The organism is Candidatus Poriferisodalis sp., from assembly GCF_965205175.1.
In the GTDB taxonomy this organism is placed as follows: Bacteria; Actinomycetota; Acidimicrobiia; order Acidimicrobiales; family Poriferisodalaceae; genus Poriferisodalis.
The window spans coordinates 402,678-423,115 of record NZ_OZ242038.1; the positions used below are offsets into that span (position 1 = coordinate 402,678).

At 69.6% G+C, this 20,438-nt stretch carries 12 protein-coding genes; 4 read left to right on the forward strand and 8 right to left on the reverse strand.

The window, feature by feature from the left end; genetic code table 11:
- Positions 1–432 precede the first annotated feature (432 nt).
- Positions 433–900 (forward strand): hypothetical protein, encoded by a 468-nt coding sequence (locus ACOGI4_RS01735; RefSeq protein WP_419842239.1) that lies wholly within the window; start codon positions 433–435, stop codon positions 898–900.
- A gap of 78 nt (positions 901–978) precedes the next feature.
- Here ACOGI4_RS01735 and ACOGI4_RS01740 read toward each other — a convergent pair whose 3' ends face one another.
- The 7 genes from ACOGI4_RS01740 to ACOGI4_RS01770 all read right to left on the reverse strand — a co-directional run bounded on the left by ACOGI4_RS01740 (position 979) and on the right by ACOGI4_RS01770 (position 15,957).
- On the reverse strand, positions 979–5,925 hold the full coding sequence (locus tag ACOGI4_RS01740) for an Lhr family helicase (RefSeq protein ID WP_419842240.1): 4,947 nt from the start codon (positions 5,923–5,925) through the stop codon (positions 979–981).
- Positions 5,926–5,962: 37 nt separating this feature from the next.
- Positions 5,963–6,166, reverse strand: a complete 204-nt coding sequence (locus ACOGI4_RS01745) for a CDGSH iron-sulfur domain-containing protein (protein ID WP_419842241.1) — start codon at positions 6,164–6,166, stop codon at positions 5,963–5,965.
- A gap of 52 nt (positions 6,167–6,218) precedes the next feature.
- A complete protein-coding gene (locus ACOGI4_RS01750) occupies positions 6,219–8,453 on the reverse strand; it encodes a HelD family protein (RefSeq protein ID WP_419842242.1) in 2,235 nt (744 codons plus the stop codon).
- A 68-nt stretch (positions 8,454–8,521) separates the two neighbouring features.
- A complete protein-coding gene (lnt, locus tag ACOGI4_RS01755) occupies positions 8,522–9,925 on the reverse strand; it encodes an apolipoprotein N-acyltransferase (RefSeq protein WP_419842243.1) in 1,404 nt (467 codons plus the stop codon).
- 55 nt (positions 9,926–9,980) lie between these two features.
- Positions 9,981–11,555, reverse strand: a complete 1,575-nt coding sequence (gene hemG / locus ACOGI4_RS01760) for a protoporphyrinogen oxidase (protein WP_419842244.1) — start codon at positions 11,553–11,555, stop codon at positions 9,981–9,983.
- A gap of 6 nt (positions 11,556–11,561) precedes the next feature.
- The gene (gene hemE, locus ACOGI4_RS01765) at positions 11,562–12,674 is read right to left on the reverse strand and encodes a uroporphyrinogen decarboxylase (protein ID WP_419842245.1); all 1,113 of its coding nucleotides are present in this window, start codon (positions 12,672–12,674) and stop codon (positions 11,562–11,564) included.
- A gap of 694 nt (positions 12,675–13,368) precedes the next feature.
- Positions 13,369–15,957 (reverse strand): fibronectin type III domain-containing protein, encoded by a 2,589-nt coding sequence (locus ACOGI4_RS01770; protein ID WP_419842246.1) that lies wholly within the window; start codon positions 15,955–15,957, stop codon positions 13,369–13,371.
- Between the two features lie 503 nt (positions 15,958–16,460).
- Between ACOGI4_RS01770 and ACOGI4_RS01775 the strand changes: the two genes are divergently transcribed.
- The 3 genes from ACOGI4_RS01775 to ACOGI4_RS01785 are packed head-to-tail and all read left to right on the forward strand — an operon-like array spanning position 16,461 to position 19,799.
- Positions 16,461–17,810, forward strand: coding sequence for a glycosyltransferase family 4 protein (locus ACOGI4_RS01775; protein ID WP_419842247.1), 1,350 nt, complete (start codon positions 16,461–16,463; stop codon positions 17,808–17,810).
- Entirely contained in the window at positions 17,810–18,709 is a 900-nt protein-coding gene (locus ACOGI4_RS01780; RefSeq protein WP_419842248.1) for a class I SAM-dependent methyltransferase, read from the forward strand. Before ACOGI4_RS01775 ends, ACOGI4_RS01780 begins: the two co-directional genes overlap by 1 nt.
- Positions 18,699–19,799: a prenyltransferase gene (locus tag ACOGI4_RS01785; RefSeq protein ID WP_419842249.1), complete on the forward strand. Its 1,101-nt coding sequence runs from the start codon at positions 18,699–18,701 to the stop codon at positions 19,797–19,799. Before ACOGI4_RS01780 ends, ACOGI4_RS01785 begins: the two co-directional genes overlap by 11 nt.
- Here ACOGI4_RS01785 and ACOGI4_RS01790 read toward each other — a convergent pair.
- A complete protein-coding gene (locus ACOGI4_RS01790) occupies positions 19,780–20,415 on the reverse strand; it encodes a class I SAM-dependent methyltransferase (protein WP_419842250.1) in 636 nt (211 codons plus the stop codon). The genes ACOGI4_RS01785 and ACOGI4_RS01790 overlap by 20 nt on opposite strands.
- Between the last annotated feature and the right edge of the window lie 23 nt (positions 20,416–20,438).

The window sequence follows — 20,438 nt, forward strand, 5'->3', positions numbered from 1 at the left end:
CGAGAACGGGGTGGGATGTAGCGGCAGGGCCAGCGTCGCGACCAGCGTGGTCTGCGACGGCGTGGTCTTGAGCGGTGGGGTGCTTGACCAGCAGGCAACGCTACCCCGCCCCCGGTGCCGCCGACCATCGCGACCGGGCCCATCGTGCCCGGCGGACTGCGCCCGCGCCCACCAGACCGTCCGCCACATCTGGCCGCGCGCACAACACCCGCTGAGGGTGTGCTATGCCGGTATCAGCGAAGCGCTCGTGGCGAGCCGTCTCGCCCGGTCGCACCGCTCGGCGAGAGAACATGAGGAGATGTGCTTGGACGAGACGCACAGATCATTGCGGCGCATAGTCGGCGGCGCATAGTCGCTGTAGCGCTGAGCGTCATACCTCTACTCGTGGGATGCGATCATGTCGGTATACCGGAGCGACCGTCTACCGCGTACATGCCGAGTTTTGAGGGCATGTGGCAACATCCCCGCCGAGGCACCTACGGCTTTGCTCACACTATGGGACTTGAGGGTCGGCTCGTCATCGAAGGGAACTGTGTGCTCGTCATTGACGACTCCGGGCTAGAACAACCCGGCCGTCGCACCATGCTGCTGCTGCCCGACCTCGTGCCGCATTTCCGGACTCCGCCGCTTCATCGGTCGGATGACCATGGTCGCGGATTCGAACACGCAATCGCATGGCTTCCGACGCTGTACGACGAGGAGTCACAGTCTCTGTGGGTCGGCCGCAGCGACCGAATCAAGGTGGGCGACAAGGTGGTCGCCTCGTTTGCCAACCCCATCGACACCTCGGACACCTCTCAAGACTCAGAAAAAATGCCTGAACCTTGGCCTCCCCACGAGCAGTACGACTGTGACGCTGATGACTCATGGCTCACGGACTACATTGAGCATTGGCCGTAACGCGCTCCCATTCGGTGAGCTATGGGCCTTGAGCAATGATCCTTCCGAACGGCGAGGCCACTCGACTCATCGTTGAACTCACGGTTGCAAGGTGGGACCGCGGTAGCCAGGTGTGAAGCCGTTGGCGACGAGCGTGTCGCAGATCGGGTGGTCGGCTGAAGGGCCGGCGTCAATGCGGGCCAGCTCGACCCGGGTCAGACGCGCGGCGGCCCAACCGTCACGCAGCGCGTCGATCCAGCGCAGATCGTCCGCCGCGTGCTCGAACGTGTGCAGCGAACGTCCGCCGCGCTCCAGCATCACCAGCGGGATGCCGTCGGCGAGCACGACATGGCCGCCGGTGCTGCGGCTGGGCCTGCCCCCGCTCGGTGGCCAACCCAACGCAGCGCCGTAGGGCTGAGCCGGGTCGGCGGCACCGAGCAGCAGCACGTCTCCACTGCCCTCGCGGTGGTCACGCAAGCGCTCCACTGCAGCCGCAGTCGCGAACTGCGCCGCGCCGAGGCCCTCGACGAAGTGGCCGCGTCGAACACTGCCTCGCTCCTCCAGCGCGCGCAGCACGCCGTACGCCGCAGCGAAGCCCCCCGGGTGGCTCTCGCCCAATACGCCGGGTCGGGTCACGATGCCGTGTCGTTCCAGCAGTGCCTGCGCGCCGCCGTGGGCACGCTCGGTGGGCGACGGTGCCGGTTCGCGCAGTGGCGACACCAGCGACCAGCGACCGGCTGCGCTCGGCGGGCCGCCCGTGCGCAGCCGGCCCGGGCGGCGGGAAGGTCCGCTGCGTGTGAGCACTCCGGAACGGCGCGCGCCTGATTGCCCCGCCGTTCGCCCGGCCAAAGCACGCCCAGCTGGGGGACGCGCCCGCCGAGTCGCCCGGCGAGGGCCGAGTGCCCGAAGCGGAACGAGGGTGTCATTGGTGATCCACCCTGCCCACACCAAGTCCCACAACGCGGCCAGCAACCGCTGAGACAGGCCGGCCACGTCTGCGACAGGCTCATTCGCGCCAACAGCGTGGACGGCACCGAGCAGGTCCGGCCAGAACGCCGCGCCGCGTTCGCCGAGGTGGTCGAGCACTGCTGCGGCCACCGGGTCGGCTGGCGCGTCGGCGGCCGGCGGTGCCAGTGTGGCTATCTCGTCGCGCCAGTACAGCCGAACACGCCCGTCGTTGGGACCGAGCGAACCCGATCCGATCCACACCAGCTCGCCGCCGGCCAGCAGCGCATCCAGCTCGGCGCTGCTGTAGCGGGCCACCCGGGCTGCCAGCACGTCGGTCTCCAGGATCGAGGCCGCGACGGGTGCTCCCGCGAGCTGCGTGATGGCGTCCGCCAACGCGTCGGCGCCGCGACGCGGCCGGTCCAGACAGTGCCACGCCGCCAGAAACCTGGCGTAGGCCTCTGGTGGCACCGGTTCCACCTCGCGCCGCAGCCGTGCCAGTGAACGGCGGCGAATGGTGCGCAGCACCGCCGTGTCACACCACTCGGGGCTCGTGCCGCCGGGCCGGAACGCGCCCCGCGTCACCCGGCGCGCCGTCTCCAGCCGGCTCAGCGCCGCCGCCACACGCGCCGCCGGAATGCCCAGCCGCGCAGCAGCGGCTTCGGCTTCGAACGGCACGTGAGTCGCGGCAAACCGAGCCACCAGCTCGTCGAGCGGATCGGTTCCCGCCGGCAGCACGTCGACGGTCAGCGCAGCGGGCAGACCCACCGGCAAAGCGCAACCCAGCGCATCTCGGTAGCGGGCAGCATCCTCCGCCGCCACATATCGCGGCTCGCCCGCGACGCGAAGCTCCACTGCGCGGCGCTGGGCCACCAGTTCGGCCAGCCACCTGCCGCCCGGCGCCTCGACGGAGTCTTGGGCGTCTGGATCACAGCGGTGCGACAGCTCGGCCGCACTGAGATCGCCGACCCGAGCCAGCACGTTCGCCAGGTCGTCGGTGCTGCGGGCCCTCCGCCCGTCCGCCAGGCGCTGCAGCTCCAGCTCAAGCTGTGCCAGCACCTCGGCATCGAGCAGCTCGCGCAGCTCCTCGGCGCCCAGCAGGTCCGACAGCAGGTCGCTGTCCAGCGCCAGGGCTGCTGCTCGTCGCTCCGCCAGCGGCGCGTCGCCGCCGTACATGAACACCGAGATCCAGTCGAACAGCAGGCTCTGCGCCATGGGCGAGGCGCCGTCGGTGTCCACGGTGACCATGCGAATCTTGCGAGACCTGACGTCAGACAGCACCTCGACCAGCGCCGGCACGTCGAACACCTCCTGCAGGCATTCCCGGGAGGTCTCGAGCAGCATCGGGAAGCTGGGGTATTTGGCCGCCACCTCCAGCAAGCCCGCGGAGCGCTGGCGCTGCTGCCACAGCGGGACCCGCTCGCCGGGACGACGGCGCGGCAGCAGCAGCGCTCGGCCTGCCACTTCTCGGAATCGCGAGGCGAACAGCGCCGTCGACGGCAGGTGACCCACGATGGCTTCCCGCACGTCGTCGGGGTCGAGCGCCAAGTCCGTTGCGTCCAGCACCGGCGCGCGCCCTGCATCGAACGTATCGGTGACCGACGGGTCCAGCGCAGGCCGGCCGCCGACGCCGCTCGGGCTCGCCGGACGCTCAGTCGCGTTGTCTGGTGGCCAGCTTTCTGACGGCCACACATCGGGCAACCGCAGCACGATGCCGTCGTCGCTCCACAGCAGCTCGATGCCGGCGGCGCCGTTCGCCTCGCCGCCTCGCTCGGCGAACTTGGCACCCAGCGCGATGCCCCACGGCGCATGCACCCGAGCGCCGAACGGGGTCAGGATGCAGACGCGCCAGTCGCCGATCTCGTCGCGGAAGCGCTCCACCACGATCGTGCGATCGTCGGGCACGACGCCGGTGGCTGATCGCTGCGCGTCCAGATAGCGCAGCACGTTGACCGCGGCGGTTCGGTCCAAGCAGTGCTCGCGTTGGAGCCGTTCGATCAGCTGTGCGGTCGGTTGCGCCGCCTTGTCCGTTCGCCTCTTCGCGACGCGGGCGTGCTCTGCTGCGGCATCGAGCTGCATCAGGTGGGCTTCTAGATCGGCGGGAAGCTCGTCGCTGGTCGTGCGAACGAACTGCCCCACCGCTCGGCCCAGCTCCAGCGGCCGGCCCGGCCCGTCACCGTGCCAGAACGGCATCTTGCCCGGCTCGCCCGGCGCCGGCGTGACCACGACACGGTCGAACGTGATCTCTGCGATCCGCCAGGTCGATGCTCCCAGCAGGAACGTCTCGCCGACGCGGGCTTCGTACACCATCTCCTCGTCGAGCTCGCCCACGCGTGAGCCGTCGGTGGTGAACACTGCATACAGCCCGCGGTCGGGAATCGTGCCGGCGTTGGTGACTGCCAGACGGCCCGCGCCCTGCCGTGCCCGCAGCGTCCCGGTGGAGCGATCCCACACGATGCGCGGCCGCAGTTCTCGGAACTCCTCCGACGGGTAGCGGCCCGCCAGCAAATCCAGCACCGAGCAGAACACTTCCTCGCTGAGCTGCTCGTAGGGCGCTGCGCGGCGCACCACACCCAGCAAGTTCTCGACCGTCCAGTCGTCGACCGCGACCATCGCGACGATCTGCTGGGCGAGCACGTCGAGCGGCTGGCGCGGGTAGCGGATCGACTCGATCTCGCCGGATCCCATCCGCTGCGCCACTACTGCCGCCTCGACCAGATCGCCTCGGTGACGGGGGAAGATCTTGCCCACGCTCGGCTCGCCCACCTGATGGCCGGCGCGGCCGATGCGCTGCATGCCCGCCGCGACCGACGGCGGCGAGGCCACTTGGATCACCAAGTCGACAGCGCCCATGTCGATGCCCAGCTCCAGCGACGACGTGGCCACGATGGCGCGCACGCGCCCCGCCTTGAGATCGTCCTCGATGCTGAGCCGCTGCTCACGGCTGAGCGAGCCGTGGTGTGCCAGCACGAGGGCGCCTTCCGAGGGCGAGGTGCCCTGCGCCTCCGCGGCACGGTTGAGCCCGTCGAAATGCAGTTCGTTGAGCCGCGCGGCCAGCCGCTCGGCCAAGCGGCGCGCGTTGACGAAGACGATGGTGGAGCGATGGGCGTAGATCAGCGCCAGCAGGCGCGGGTGGATCGCCGGCCAGATGCTGTTGGAGTGGGTCTCGGGCTGCTCGTCCGCGTGTGTGGCCGGCGGAGCGAAGTCGTCGTCGACGTCGACGCGCCGGGCAGCTTCGGGCCCTGCGCCTGCCCCCGAAGGCACCGTGCCGGCGGACGCCAGGTCGCCCATGTCGGATACGCCCACGATGATCTCGACGTCGAGCTGTTTGGTCGTGCCCGCGTCGGCAATCTCGACGTGACGCGACGATGGCCGTGCAGGATCGTTGCCGCCGAGAAATCTGGCCACCTCCGACAGCGGGCGCTGGGTCGCGGACAGCCCGATGCGCTGCGGCGCACGGTTCGGGGTGCCGCGGGCTGTCAGCTCGCAGAGTCGTTCCAGCGACAGTGCCAGGTGCGTGCCGCGCTTGGTGGCGGCCACCGAGTGAATCTCGTCCACGATCACCCACCGCACCCACCGCAGCGTCTCACGCGCTTGCGAGGTGAGCATGAGGTACAGCGATTCGGGCGTGGTGATGGCGATGTCGGGGGGACGTGCGACGAGCCGTCGTCGTTCGGCTGCGCTGGTGTCGCCGGTGCGCACCCCCACCGTCGGGAGATGCACGTCGACGCCGAGTCGCTCAGCCGCGAGTGCTATGCCCGCAAGCGGCGCTCGCAGGTTCTTGTCGACGTCCACCGCCAGCGCGCGCAGCGGCGACAGGTACAGCACCCGCGTGCGCTCGGCACGGGGCGGCTCCGGCTCGCACATGACCCGGTCGATGGCCCACAAGAACGCTGCGAGCGTCTTGCCAGAACCCGTGGGTGCCGCGATCAGACAGTGGTGACCGGCCGAGATGGCCTGCCATCCAGAGACTTGGCACTCGGTCGGGGCAGCGAACGTGGACGCGAACCAAGCAGCCGTCGGCGCAGAGAAGCCCGCTAGCGCCGGGTGCATCGCGGCGAACGTCTCGCGGGCGGTGATGTCGTCCAAGCCGGTCGGCATCCGACCGGTCGGCAATCGGCCAGCCGGGTAGCGCCGGCTAGCTGGGAGGGTTCAGCGCGCCGTCGAAGCCTTGGTTGTGGCTGCCGTCGCACATCGGCTTCGTGTTCGACTCGCCGCAGCGGCACAGCGCCACGACCGAATCGCTGTCGGCAACTCTGTTCCCGTCGTGATCGTCGATCTGGCACACGCCACGGACCAGGAGCGGCCCATTGTTCAGAACGGTCACGGTCACCTCGGCCATGCGAATCTCCTGTCCTCGCCAACTCGCTGCTTGCCGAGCGAATGGTACGCGATCAGGCCGAGGTGTCACGCGATGCCGCGACGGTGCGGAGCGGTGCAGGCAGCGGCCGCGACGACACCACCGCGACGCGCTTGGTGGCGCGGGTGAGCGCCACGTACAGCGCACGCAAGCCCTGCGGGGCCTCCTCGACGATCGCGGCAGGCTCCACCACCACCACGCCGTCGGTTTCGAGGCCCTTGCACAGCCGCACCGGCGCCAGGGTGATGTGGGGGTGCAACGCGCCGGTGGCGTTTCGGCTGGCCGCGGTCGCGCGACCGAAATCCACGCCGGCGTCGGCCAACCGCGCAGCGATGTCGTCCATGTGCTCGGCGGGCGACACCACCAGCACGCCGCCTCCGTCCAGCTCCGACACCTCGACGAGCACGGTATCGAGCACTGCTCGAGCCAGCGCCGAACCAGCCAGCCCCGCTCCAGCCGGCGCGACACCCAATTCGACAGCAGCCGAGCCATCAACAGCCGGCCCCGTCGCGCCTGTAGCAGGCCGCACCGTCACGAACCGCGGCGGCGGGCCGTCGATGCGCACCGCTGCGGGCGGCGCCATGTCCGGCGCAGCCGCCGCGAGCACCCGATTGGCCAGCCGCAGGCTGGGCGCCGGGATGCGGTAGCTCACGGTGAGCTCGGACGTCCGCGGGGCGGCGGGGCCTGAGGGCAGGTGGGCGAGGATCTCGTCCCAGCTTGACGGCGCATGCGCGGACGTGGCTTGGGCGATGTCGCCCACCAGCGTCATCGAGCCGTTGAGCGACCGTCGGGCGATCATCCGCAGCGCCATCGGCGACTGGTCCTGGCACTCGTCCACGATGATGTGGCCGTAGGTACGCGTCTCGGCCTCGTTGCGGTGCTTGCGTGAGCGCGGCCCAAGCGCTGCGTGGGCTTCGTCCAGCACGGGCACGTCGGCATCGCTCCACTCGTAGTCGGCCGCGTCGGCGCCCCGCGGCCGGTACAGCTGCTCGTGCTCGCCATCGGCCAGCACTCCCGCAGCAGCAGACCGCAGCAGCGCACGCGACCCGTAGAGATCACGCAGCAGTTGGGCGGGGGTCAACAGCGGCCACATGCGCTCCAGCGCCGCGACCACTTCGGGGTGGTGCGACAACCGTCGGCGCAGCTCGGACGGGTCGGGGCGGCGGCGATGCGAACCGGCCATGGCCTCGTAGATCGCCTGCTCGACGTAGGCGCGGCCGCCGTTGTGCTGCCGGAATCGGCGGCGTGCTTCGGCCACGATGGCCCGTGAGGCGGGCGCGGAGAGCGTGACGTACCCCAATCCGAACTCGAGACGCAGGTCGCTGCGCAGCGCTCGCTGACGATCCCGCACAGCGTTCGACACGACCTGCGCCATCCCGACGTCGCCCTTGATGCGTGCTGCCTCGGGCGCATCTGCCAGACGGACGCGCACCTCGGGAAAGAGCTCGTTGAACAGGTCCGCCAGAACGAACAGATGCACGCCTGCTTCGCCCAAGCTCGGCAGCACCCGTTCCACGTAGCGCAGGAAGAGCCGATTGGGACCCACCACCAGCACGCCTTGGCCCGCCAGCGGGAATCGGTACGTGTACAGCAGGTAGGCGGCACGGTGCAGCGCCACGACGGTCTTGCCGGTACCGGGACCTCCTTGGCAGATCAGCACGCCCTTGCGCGGGCTGCGGATGATCTCGTCCTGTTCGGCCTGGATCGTTGCCACCACTTGGGGCAGCCGGCCGTCGCGGCGCTGTTCGAGTGCGGCGTACAGCGCGCCGTGGGCGCGCAGCCTCGGGCCGGCAGTGTCTGCATCGCCGCGCTCGAGAGCCTCGAAGTCGAAGATCTCGTCCTCGAGGTCGATGAGCGTGCGGCCGCGGCAGACGAAGTGTCGTCGACGCGCCAATCCGAGCGGATGGCCTCCGGTGGCGCGGAAGAACGGCTCCGCGATCGGTGCTCGCCAGTCCACCACCACCGGCTCCTGACGTTCGTCGGCGACGGCGAGGCGGCCGATGCAGAACGTCTCGCATGCGCCCGCCTCTGGTGTCGTCCGGCGGTCGATGCGGCCGAAGACCAACGACGACGAACCGATCTCGAGCCGGCTCAGGCGTCCTGCGACGGTGTCTTCGATCACATCGCGTTCGAAGCGAGCCTGCCGCGTGCCGCCGCGCCCCACTTCGACCATCGTGCGCAATCGCTGCGCACGCTGCCGTGACGACTCCAACAGCGAGTACGCGCGGTCGATATGAGCTTGCTCTGTCTGGATTTCCGGATGGCTCACGCTGGGGCTCGTCACCGTTTCTGGGGCCGAACGAGGCTACCGGCGAGACACGATTCCTGAGTCAGACGTCATGTCTGCGCGCGGCCGCGGCGCGTTCGGGCCGGCCCGCCGATCCAGGCGAGCGCCGCAGCCGCTGTAGCGACCAGCGGCCACGAACCGAGAGCCGTGGCGGGCGTCGAACCCGACCGGAGCGCCACCGTGGCGGACAGCACGACCGATTCGCGCAACTCGCTTCGGTGAGTGACGGCGCCGTCGGGCGAGATGACGGCGCTGTAGCCGGTGGTGGAGGACTGCAGCACCCAGCGGTCGGTCTCCACAGCCCGCAGTCGGGCACTGGCCAGCGACTGAGCGGGCACTGCTCGGGTGCTGTAGGAGGACGCCAGCGTCGGGTTGGCGATGATGCGGCCCCCCGCGCGCACGCCGGCGCGGACCGTCTCGCTGAAGTACACCTCGAACGACGTGGCAACGGCGATGTCGCCGAGGGCAGTCTTCAGCACGCCGGGGCCGCGCCCGGCAACGGCTTCACGCGAGATCAGCGACAAGTCAGCGAACGGCTCGACTAGGCGCCGCAACGGCACGTATTCGCCGAAGGGCACCAAGTGAACCTTGTCGTAGCGGTCCAACAGCCCCGTGTCAGGGTCGATGGCGACCGTGGCGTTGCGGAACCGCTGCGCGTCTGCGTCGCGTTCGTAGAAGTTGGCAATCAGCACCACGTCTCGGCGCTCGGCCAGCGATTCCAGCTCGGCGAGGTTCGCCGACGCCTCCAAGGGTCCGTCGCTGGACGTACTGCTCTCGCTCCACACCAAGAGATCGGCGCTGCCGGCCCAAGAGTCCGTGGCTTCGACGTGGCGGAGATGCACGCTGCGCTGAGGCGTGTCGACGTGGGTTCCCAGATCGCCGCCGGCCTGCACCACCGCAACGGCGACTGCAGCGTCGGCTTCGGTTGCGGGCCATGCCGCCGCAGCGACCGGAACGCCCACCGCCACTGCCGCGGGCACGAGTGCTGCTCGCCAGTCGCGCACAAACAGCCGCTCCACGATGACCGCCCCTAGGCCCACTAGCCCGATCACTCCGAGCGAACCGGTGAACAGCGCCGAGCCGAGCCACGGCCCGTCGACCTGTCCGAGTGCGAGATTGGACATGGGCACACCGCCGAAGGGCACCCGCCATCGCACGGCCTCGCCCAGCACCAGCGCTGCAGGGACACCGATGGCGCGCCACCGGGCTTGCCCAGAAATCAGCGACAGCGGCAGTGCCATGATGAGCGACTCCACCGGCACTGCGGCGATCCATCCCGGAACGGTCAGCTCGGTCATCCACCACAGACCGAGCCCGTAGGCCCCCAGCCAGAACGCCGCGGCAACCTCGAGCCGATCGCGCCAGCGCTCAGTGCCGCGGTTGCACCAGCGCAGCCACAAGCCGATGCCGACTGGCCCCGCGATCCACAGCCCCCAAGGCGGCAGCGACAGCATGGTGAGCGCTCCGAGCGCGCACGCGAGGCTGTCGCGCGCCAGCCGGCGACGTCGGCTACGGCGAGTCATGGGCCGGCCGCAGCGCACCGGGCGGCCCGGCGGACCGGTCGAGACCCAGATGTGCCACCACTGCTGCCGCCGCCTCGTTGCCCTGACGGATGCACGCGGGAATGCCGAGGCCTCGGTGCGCCGCGCCGGTCACGAACACACCGGGGAGTTCTCGGCTGAGCGCGCTGTCGATGCGCTCGACGAGGCGTCCATGGCCCGGTCGATACTGCGGCAGGGATTGCGCCCAGCGAGAAACGCGCCATGCAGTGACCGCTCCCGGGTCACGCAGGCCGCGCAGCGGCGCAAGGCTCGACAGCTCGGTAAGCACGGCATCCCGCAGTGCGGCATCGTCGAGTCGGGTGTGTCGATCGTCGTCGTCGCGGCCGACCGAGACGCGCAGCACCGCTGTCGGGGCGCCGGCGCCCGACCAGCTGGGCCACTTCGCGGAGCCGTAGCTGCAGGCTGTGGTCAGCCATCCCGTATCGCGGGTGACGAGAAAGCCTGCCTCGGTCGGCGTCTCGATGGCCTCGCAGCGGGCGCTGAGCGTGATCACCGCAACCGACGCGTACTCGATGCGCGCGAGTTCCGCCGCTGCCGTGGGCGCGCCCGGCAACATCTGCGCGGCAGCGTGAGCGGGCACGGCGACGACGACAGCATCCGCGGTGAACACCTCAGACCCGGTTTCGGACCCAGCCTCAGACCCGGTGTCCACGGCGAGCTGCGCTCCGGAACTGCGTATCGCTTCCACCGGGGTGCCTAGCCGCATGTCGCAGTCGTCGAGCCGTGCGGTCAGCGCGTCAACCAGCCGGCCCATGCCGGTCTCGAAGCTGCCGAAGATCGGCGCTGGACTCGCGGCAGCCGCTCCGCTTCGGTGCCAAGGGGGAGAGGCCGGCTGCAGTCGGCGCAGGCCCCGCATGAGCGAGCGACTGTGTGCGAGCGCGTCGACCAGTATCGGCGCCGACGTTGCTGCGTCCAGTCGGCTGATGGCACCCGCGCCGATGCTGCCGAGCAGTGGATCGACCACGCTGGATGCCACCGCCGCCCCGAGACGGGATGCAACGAGTTCGCCCACGCTGACAGCGCCGACCTGGGCAGGGTCCGCCCGGCCAGCTTCGACCCGGGCAGGGGCTGATCGGCGAGCCGTGTACCGGCTCGGCAGCACGTAGTCCGCCGCGGCGCGCAGCTTGCCCACAGGTCCCAACAGCGGGGAGCGGAGCAGCGGCCGCAGCCGCGTCGGCACGCCGCCCACCAGTCCGTCGGGCAGCGATGTGAGCTGCGGGCCTCGTGCACCTCGATGCACCAGCGAGGCGCCGCCGACCGCTGGCGAGATGCGCTCGGCCCCGATGCCTAGCTCTTCGCAGAGTTCCCGAGCCCACGGCACCCGGAGCAAGAAGGCGTCGGCGCCCTCGTCGACCATGCGGCCGTCGAAAGCGCTGGTACAGATCTTGCCGCCCAAGCGTTCGGCGCTGTCGATCAGCACCACCGTGGGCACAGCCGTTCGCGCGTCGACGGGGTGGAGCAGTCGGTAGGCGGCGCTCAGTCCGGTGATGCCGCCCCCCACCACCACGACCCGCCTAGTCACGACGGCTCAAGGGTGCTGATGGGCTTGCGGCGGGAGGTACGCCTGCACGTGATGCGTGAGCTGTTCGAGCACCGCCGGATCGGTCTCGGGCAGCACGCCGTGACCGAGATTGAAGATGAAGCCGGGCCGTTGGGTGCCTTGTTCCAAGATGCGATCGGCTGCGACCCGCGCCGCAGGCCATCCGGCCACGCACAGCGCCGGGTCCAAATTCCCCTGCAGGGCCACGCCTTCACCCACGCGTCGGCGCGCGACGTCGAGCCGCACGCGCCAGTCCACCCCCACCACGTCCGCGCCAGTGAGCGCCATCTGGTCGAGCAGCTCCCCGGTGCCGACGCCGAAGTGCGCCCGCGGCACGCCGAGGTCGGCCAGCTCGTCGAAGACCCGCGTGCTGTGCGGCGCAACGAATGCCGCATAGTCGTCGGGCGAGAGGATTCCGGCCCACGAGTCGAACAGTTGCACTGCGCTGGCGCCCGCAAGCACCTGCGAGCGCATCGACGCGACGGCGATAGCAGCGAGACGTTCCATGAGGTCATGCCACAGCTTCGGGTCCGTGTGCATCAGCGACTTCGTCGCCAGGTGCTGACGCGACGGACGGCCTTCGATCAGGTAGCTGGCCACCGTGAACGGCGCACCGGCAAAACCCACGAGCGGCACCGCCAGCTCGGCGCACGCCAAGCGCACCGTGTCCAGCACGTGGGCAGTGTGAACGTCGGCATCAAGCAGCGGCAGCCGCCCGAGGTCGGCCCGGCTGCGAAACGGCTCTGCGGCGACCGGACCTACGCCGGGCACGATGTCGATGCCGAAGCCGACTGCCGCGGCGGGAACCACGATGTCGGAGAACAGCACGGCCGCGTCGACCCCGTATCGGCGTACCGGCTGCAGCGTGATCTCGGCTGCGATGTGCGGGTCAGCGATGGCGTCGAGAATGCTGCCCTCGCCGCGAAGGGCCCTGTATTCGGGCAGCGAGCGGCCTGCCTGGCGCTGGAACCACACCGGCACGCGTTCGGTCGGCTGGCAGCGGGCGGCGCGCAGGTAGCGGCTGTCGCTCAAGCGATGGCTGGGGTGATCGGCCGGCAGCAGTCCTGTCGGCGCGGCGGCAGGTCGGGCGGCATCGGCCATGGGCTGCGAACGGTACCCGCCCCGTTCGCCCGCCCGGTCCCCCTCTCGGGCTGCACGGTGCCGCTCCCCAGGGTTGTGTCCGGGCGGAGCGTGGGCAGGGGCCTGCGTGCCCGAACAGTTGCGACGCCGATGCCTCCTGCAACGTCTTGTCCGGGCGGAGCGCGGGCAGGGGCCTGCGTGCCCGAACAGTTGCGACGCCGATGCCTCCTGCAACGTCTTGTCCGGGCGGAGCGCGGGCAGGGGCCTGCGTGCCCGAACAGTTGCGACGCCGATGCCTCCTGCAACGTCTTGTCCGGGCGGAGCGCGGGCAGGGGCCTCCGTGCTCAAACAGCTGCGACGCATCTGCTGAACGCGCGGGGTGCGTGGCAGCACGGCTGCCGGCAGTGTCTCGTCCGGGTGGAGCGTGGGCAGGGGCCTCCGTGCTCAAACAGCTGCGACGCATCTGCTGAACGCGCGGGGTGGGTGGCGTCGCAGAACTGCGCGCGGAGGCCCCTGCCCACACTCCGCCCTCACCGGTGAGACCACTCGCCCCGAACAACGGATGTTGCACAGTCTCCGCGGCTTGCCTGGTCGCGTTCCGCTCACCTCGCTCAGGTCATTCGCCGCCCGCCAGATGCAGGCTCGCGGTGACCGCACCGACCTGTCGAGCTTTGGGCTGCAGCTAACGCGCGGGCGGCGCGGCTGACGACTGCGGCTATGGGGCTTTGGTCCACCAGAAGACGCGGCGTATCGCGGACCAGCGTTTGCAGGTCTCCGAATAAGCGACGACGCTTGCCCGCAGCCGGTAGCCGGCGCCTGCTGCGTGACCGGTGAGCGTGACCGTGCGGGAGAGGGTGGGGCCGGCGGACTCGAAGGTGCCCGCCCCGACGCGTTCGCCGGTGGTCACATTGTGGACTGCGTACGCGTAGCGGACGGTCTTCACCCAGTGCGGCACACCCGGACGGGTGTACGCGCAACGCACATCGCGCTGCACATCGGGCACGGCAGCCGGCTTCGTCCAGGTGACCGTCACCCGACCCGGCTTCGCAGTGTCCACTTTCAGTTCCTGCACCGGCATCGGGCTCATCAACGGCCGCCTCGGCGGACCGGGCGGCCTGCCTGCTGCGGTCACGGTGAACGTGCGCGTCGCCGGCGGCGAGAAGCTCCAGCACACAGCGCTGTACGCCAGCACTTCCGCGGTGTAGCTCACCCCGGGGTCGAGACCGGTCACCAGCCAGCTCGTGGTGCCCGACAGCACCAGCGACTCCGCCACCACACGCCCCACACCCGACCCGCCGCCACGAGACCGTTCGCGAACCCGCACCAAGAACCCCGACGCCTCACAAGCACCGCCGCCCGGCACCGACCACGACACCAGCAGCACACCGCCGCCCGACTCGACGCGCACCCCCGACGGCTGCCACGGCCTCCCAGACACCACCACACCACCAGAACCACCCGAACCGCCAGAGCCACCACCCCCGCCGCCGCCCGAACCGCCGCCGGAGCCTCCACCCGACGAAGACCGCGGCGCCGCCGTCGTCGTGCTGGTCGTCACAGCAGTCGTCGAAGTCGTAGTGGTCGGCGATGCCGTCGTCGTAGTCGGCGCCGTAGTGGTCGTAGTGGTTGTCGTAGTCGTGGTGGTGGTTGTGGTCGTGGTGGTCGTAGTAGTGGAAGTCGTCGTCGTAGTGGTCGTTGTGGTGGCACCGACGTTGAACACCGCCCAGTCCGACACCGGCCCCCAGCCGGACGGATTACGAGCCCGAATCTGCAACCTCCACCTGCCATCAGTAATCCCCGACACCGGACCGAACGCCAACGACGTCGTCGAACTGCCCGAACTCGGCACATTCCTCCACGTAGAACGCGTCTCATCCGGATACTCCCACCGATACGCCCACCGATTGATCGTCACGTCATTCGGATTCGTCCACGACGCATCAAACGTGTTCGTACTCCCACGCCGACTGAACGACAACCCCGACGGCTTCGCAGGCACCCCCGCCGCAGTCGTCGTCGATGTGGTCGTAGTCGTGGTCGTAGTTGTCGTTGTGGCGGCGGCGACGGTGAACGTCGCCCAGTCCGACGCAGGCCCCGTGCCGGTCGCGTTCACCGCCCGCACCTGCATCCGCCACACACCCGCAGCCAAACCCCCCGACCGCCTAATCGTGTGCGACGTCGTCGACGCCCCCGAACCCCCAATCGAATACCAGCCACTGTCGGACCCGCCCGGAGGCCGCCACTGATACTGCCAACCCGTAATCGTCGAATCACCCGGATCGCTCCACGTCACCCTCAACCGATTAGAAGTCCCAACCCTCGCCAACCCCACACCCGACGGCTTCGCCGGCACCGGCACCGTCGTCGTCGTCGTTGTGGTGGTGGTAGTCGTCGTTGTGGTGGTCGGCGCCGTCGTCGTAGTCGTGGAAGTCGTAGTCGTCGGTGTCGTCGTAGTCGTAGTCGTGGTCGTCGTAGTCGTAGTGGTGGTCGTCGTAGTCGTAGTGGTGGTCGTCGTAGTCGTGGCCGGCGCGTTGTCGCCGTCGTCGTCGGTGATCAACAGCCGCGCCCAGCCATTCAATTGGAACGGGGGGCTGCCGGTCAAGATTCTGATCACTAGGTACTCGGTCGCGGACTCCTGCGTCGCGTCACCCCGCACGCTGAACGTCAACGAACCCTGCGTCTGCCCTTCGTCGATCGTGATCGTGCGACCGTTCGGCCAACAAATGTCAGCCGCAGCAGGATTCGGCGCCGAACACGACGTCGCCTTCGTGTAATTCGAGTTCCACGTCGCCGCCGCCGTCGCCGATCCCGACGCGTTCTCCAAGGCCATCGTCCTGCCTCCCGACGGCGCCGCAGCAGGCAACGTCACCGACAACGTCACGTCCGCCGTCACACCCGCATTGCCCTCGCCCGTCCGCCCCGGGCTCACACTCATCGCGATCAACGTATTCGGAAAAATCATCGGCTGCACCGCGATCACCGCAGAAGCCGCGCCGTTGCCAGTCGCGTTCACCGCCCGAATCTTGATGAAGTGCTGCTCCGTGCTCGACACCGACACAGTCAACGAAGTGGTCGACGCACCCGAACCCGACAACGCCAGCCAATCCGACGACGACACCACCGGACTCCGAGCAGTGCCGAGCACGTACTCATACCGAATAATCGACGCATCCCCCGGATCATGCCAATACAGCCCCACCGCACCATCACCACCGAACGGCACCAACCCCACCGGCGCCACAGGCACCGAACTCTGGCCACCCACACCCGTAGGAACCACCACCACCGACCCCACCAACAGCACTACCCCAACCAACCCCCAGCCCCAACCACGCCAACCGCACCGCCGCCCATCAGCCACGCACCGACCCCCCCCCCCCCCCCGAGGACGGCATCCCAAACGCGCAACAAAACCGCTGTCAAACATCAACACCACTCTCGACGCATCGCCATTGTCCCGCACACGTAGGCGGCGAACCCTCGTAGGCTACTCCGTGCAAGCACACGCCGCCAACCCGAGCACCAGTCACGCCGCGCCATGTATAGCACCCGCCGCCCCGCGTGTCCACAATGAACCAGCTTGACAGCAGCATCAGCCGCGCCAAGCCCGCAGCAGCCGTCAACTGCCTCACGCGAACTAGCCGCTAGCCTCGCCTGACCCACGCGACTGCATCGCCGGCATGCCTTGCCGACACACGTCCGAGAAGGCCATCCCGAGATGTCGCAGGCGGGCGGAGGCAGCGTCGGGCGAAGAGCGTGAAGGCCCAACGCAGTGTTGGGTGGGGTCAGCGATGGAGAGATGCAGCGATGGCTACCGGCACCGGACCAGCAGGCACGCGGTCCGCTCACGGATCGGCTGACAGCGAGGCACCGCTGCGTGTCGCTCTGCTGACCTACCGCGGCCATCCGTGGGTCGGCGGCCAGGGCATCTACGTCCGCCACCTCGCTCGGGAGCTGACTGCGCTGGGCCACAGCGTCGAAGTGTTCAGCGGGCCGCCCTACCCGCACCTCGACGGCGACGTCAGGCTGACCCGGCTGCCCAGCTTGGACCTGTACCGCATGCCCGACCCGTTCCGCGTGCCCAAGCTTGCCGAGTTTCGCTCGGTCGTCGACGTAGCGGAGTACGCCATCACCGCCACGGCGTCATTCGCCGAGCCGCTGACGTTCAGCCTGCGAGCGTTCGGGGCACTGCGCCGACGGCTCGACGCGTTCGACCTGGTACACGACAACCAGTGCCTCGGCTACGGCATCGACTGGCTGCGGCGCTGCGGCATGCCCACGCTGGGCACCATCCACCACCCCATCACCGTGGACCGGCGCCTCGAAATCGCCCACGCGCCCACGAGACGCAAGCGGCTCGCGATGCGCCGTTTCTACGCGTTCACCCGCATGCAGGGCCGGGTGGCTCGACGGCTGGACCGCATCGTGACCGTGTCGACCAGCAGCTTCGACGACATCGTGGCCGACATGGGGGTGGATCCGGCGCGGCTGGCGGTGGTCACCGTCGGTGTCGATCCCGAGCAGTTCCGGCCCCTCGACAGCGTGACGCCCGTGCCCGGGCGACTCATGACCACCGCCAGCGCGGACGTCGCCATGAAAGGACTCGCCTACCTGCTCGAAGCGTTGGCGAAGCTGCGCACCGAGAACCCAGCGCTGCATCTCGTCGTGATCGGTCGACCCAAGGACGACTCGGCAGCGAGCAGGCTCATTGAGCAGCTGGATCTAGGCGGCAGCGTGGAGTTCGTGAGCGGCGTGCCCGACGAGCGCATCATCGAGCTCTACAACCAAGCCCAGCTGGCCGTGGTGCCGTCGCTGTACGAGGGCTTCTCGCTGCCTGCGGTCGAGGCCATGTCGTGCGGTGTGCCGTTGGTCACCACCACCGGCGGCGCCTTGCCCGAAGTCACCGGCACCGACGGCGAGACTTGCTTGCAGGTGCCGCCCGGCGACGCGGAAGCGCTCGCTGCGCGCATCGGCTGGGCGCTGGCTCAGCCTGACCTGCGCGCCACCGTCGGGGCTGCCGGCCGGGCACGGGTGCGCTCGAAGTACTCGTGGTCGGCGACAGCCGCCAAGACCGTTGAGCAGTACCGCGCGCTGCTCGCAGACGCCTCGCTGCGGCAACGGCGCGTCCTCGGTCGCTGGGCGTCGGCTGCCCGCTGATGCTGACGGTCGACTACGAGCGCCTCGGCGCCGTGCGCGGCGACCGAGTGCTGGACTTGGGCTGCGGCGCCGGCCGTCACGCCTTCGAGAGCGCCAGACGCGGCTGCATGACGGTGGCCTCGGACCGTGATCGGGACGAGGTGCGCGTGGTCGACGAGATGTTGGCGGCCATGCACAGCGCCGGCGAACTCAGTGCCGCCGAGCCCGATGCCGCCGAACTCAGTGCCGGAGGGATCGATGCGGCGCCGGGTCAGCTTGCAAGCCGGCGTCTCAGCTATGCGGTCGTGGCCGATGCCACAGCGCTGCCCTACCCAGACGCCAGCTTCGACCGGATCATCGCCGCGGAAATCCTCGAGCACATCGTCGATGACGAACTGGCCATCGCCGAGCTGGCACGGGTGCTTCGCCCCGGCGGCACGATTGCGATCACCGTACCGGCACCTGTTTCCGAACGGGTCTGCTGGGCGCTCTCCAGCGACTACCACGCGCCAGCCGTGCCGGGCGGACACGTGCGCATCTACGGCGCCGACGAGCTGCGGGCGAAGCTGGCGAGCGCGGGCCTGCAGGTCGCCGACAGCCACGGCGCGCACGGACTGCACACCCCGTACTGGTGGCTGCGGTGTCTTGCCGGTCCCCAGAATGACGAGAACCCGTGGGTTCGGTCCTACCACCGGCTGCTGGTGTGGGACATGACCGCGGCTCCCGCACTGACGCGCACACTGGATCGCCTGCTCAGCGTCGTGTTGCCCAAGTCGAGTGTCCTCTACGCCTGCAAGCAGATGGCGCCGAGCGTCACGGCCGGTGCCCCACCGGTCGGCGCGGCCTGCGTCGCAGCTGGGACTGACACAACTCCGTCCACGACCGTTCGCCAACCAGACCGCAGCGCACATGACCGCTGAGCGCGCCGCTTCAGAGGCCCCGACGGTTGCCGCCGACCGACGCGGCCGCGACCATGTCGCTGGGCGCGCGGGGTGGGCCGAGCGCACTGGTCCGATGCTCACCCACGACCAAGTCTCAGCGACCGCAGATGCCATCGAAGCCTGTCAACAGCCCGACGGGCTCATCTTGTGGATGGACGGCGGACACGCGGATCCCTGGAATCACGTCGAGTCGGCTATGGCGCTGGCCTCCGCGGGCCGCGAGGCCGCTGCCGAGCGGGCATACGACTGGCTCGCCGCCCACCAACACCCGGCGGGCAGCTGGCACAACTACTACACCGCGCACGACGTCAAGGACGCCAAGATCGACACGAACTGCTGCGCATACGTTGCGGCAGGCGTCTGGCACCACTGGCTGGTCAGCGGCGACCGAGGCTTCGTCGAATCGATGTGGCCGACAGTGGCGCGTGCGCTGGACTTCGTCGTGAGCCTGCGCACCGCCAGCGGCCACATCCCGTGGGCGGTCCATGTGGACGGCACACCGTGGTCCTACGCGCTGCTGACCGCCTCGTCGTCGATCTGCCATGCCCTGCGATGCGGTTCGGCACTCGCAGACCTGCTCGGTCATGAGCGCCGCACGTGGGCTCGCACGCTGGCCCGCACACAGCACCAGATCCGCCGACGACCGGACGGCTTCGAGCCCAAGGCGCGCTGGGCCATGGACTGGTACTACCCGGTGCTGTGCGGCGTGCTCGACGGCGGCCAAGCCCGCAGTCGCCTCGCCGCAGGAGCGCCGAAGTTCCTGCTGGGCGCCCACGGCGTGCGATGCGTGGCCGACCAACCATGGGTGACAGCCGCCGAGACCAGCGAATGCGCGCTCGCCTACTTGCGCATCGGCGAAACGACCACAGCCCGCCGGCTCTTCGAGGCCACTTCAGCGCTGCGCGCCCCCGACGGCAGCTACTTCACCGGCTGGGTAGTGCCGCAGGACAAGACGTTCCCGCCTGCGGAGCGGTCCACGTACTCGGCTGCTGCTGTGCTGCTCGCTGCCGATGCGCTCGACCGACGCTCGCCGGCTGCCGACGCGCTCGTCACCGCACCGGCCCGCTGACCGTCTCCCGCTTCTGGAGGACGCGCAGGCTGCCCACCGCTGCGTGCTCGAGGTAGCCATCGTCTCGGGCTCGTAGCCAGATCTCATAGGGCGGCCGGCCGCCGTGGGCCGGGTCGGGGAACACGTCGTGTATGGCGAGCAGTCCTCCGGGCATGACTCTGGGCGACCAAGCCTCGTAGTCGGCGTGGGCTGGTGCCGGCCCGTGACCGCCGTCGATGAACACCAGCGCGGCATCCGACCAGTGCGCTGCGATCGTGACCGAGTCGCCCACCACGGCCACGACGACATCCTCAAGGCCTGCACGTTCGAGGGTCCGGCGAAGCTGCGGCAGTGAATCGAAACGGCCGGTGCGAGGATCGACGAGGTCCGGGTCGTGGTGCTCCCATCCGGCCTGCATCTCCTCCGAACCGCGGTGGTGGTCGACGGTGAACAGCACGCCTCCCGCCTCTGCGGCCGCGGCACCCAGGTACACCGCCGACTTGCCGCAGTAGGCGCCGATCTCCACGAGCGGACCGCGTGACGCCACGGCGCGGGCCGCGCGGTACAGCGCCAAGCCCTCATGGTGGGGCATGAAGCCCTTCACCTGCTGGGCCAACGACGCCAGCTCGGGCGTCAATGCCGCAGTCTCACGTCTGGGGC

Bases quoted from the DNA above. Each gene is read 5' to 3' on its own strand.
- ACOGI4_RS01735 (WP_419842239.1), top strand. From the start codon at position 433: ATGCCGAGTTTTGAGGGCATGTGGCAACATCCCCGCCGAGGCACCTAC.
- ACOGI4_RS01740 (WP_419842240.1), bottom strand. From the start codon at position 5,925: ATGCCGACCGGCTTGGACGACATCACCGCCCGCGAGACGTTCGCCGCG.
- ACOGI4_RS01745 (WP_419842241.1), bottom strand. From the start codon at position 6,166: ATGGCCGAGGTGACCGTGACCGTTCTGAACAATGGGCCGCTCCTGGTC.
- lnt (WP_419842243.1), bottom strand. From the start codon at position 9,925: ATGCTGTCGCTGCCGCCTTGGGGGCTGTGGATCGCGGGGCCAGTCGGC.
- hemE (WP_419842245.1), bottom strand. From the start codon at position 12,674: ATGGCCGATGCCGCCCGACCTGCCGCCGCGCCGACAGGACTGCTGCCG.
- ACOGI4_RS01775 (WP_419842247.1), top strand. From the start codon at position 16,461: ATGGCTACCGGCACCGGACCAGCAGGCACGCGGTCCGCTCACGGATCG.
- ACOGI4_RS01780 (WP_419842248.1), top strand. From the start codon at position 17,810: ATGCTGACGGTCGACTACGAGCGCCTCGGCGCCGTGCGCGGCGACCGA.
- ACOGI4_RS01785 (WP_419842249.1), top strand. From the start codon at position 18,699: ATGACCGCTGAGCGCGCCGCTTCAGAGGCCCCGACGGTTGCCGCCGAC.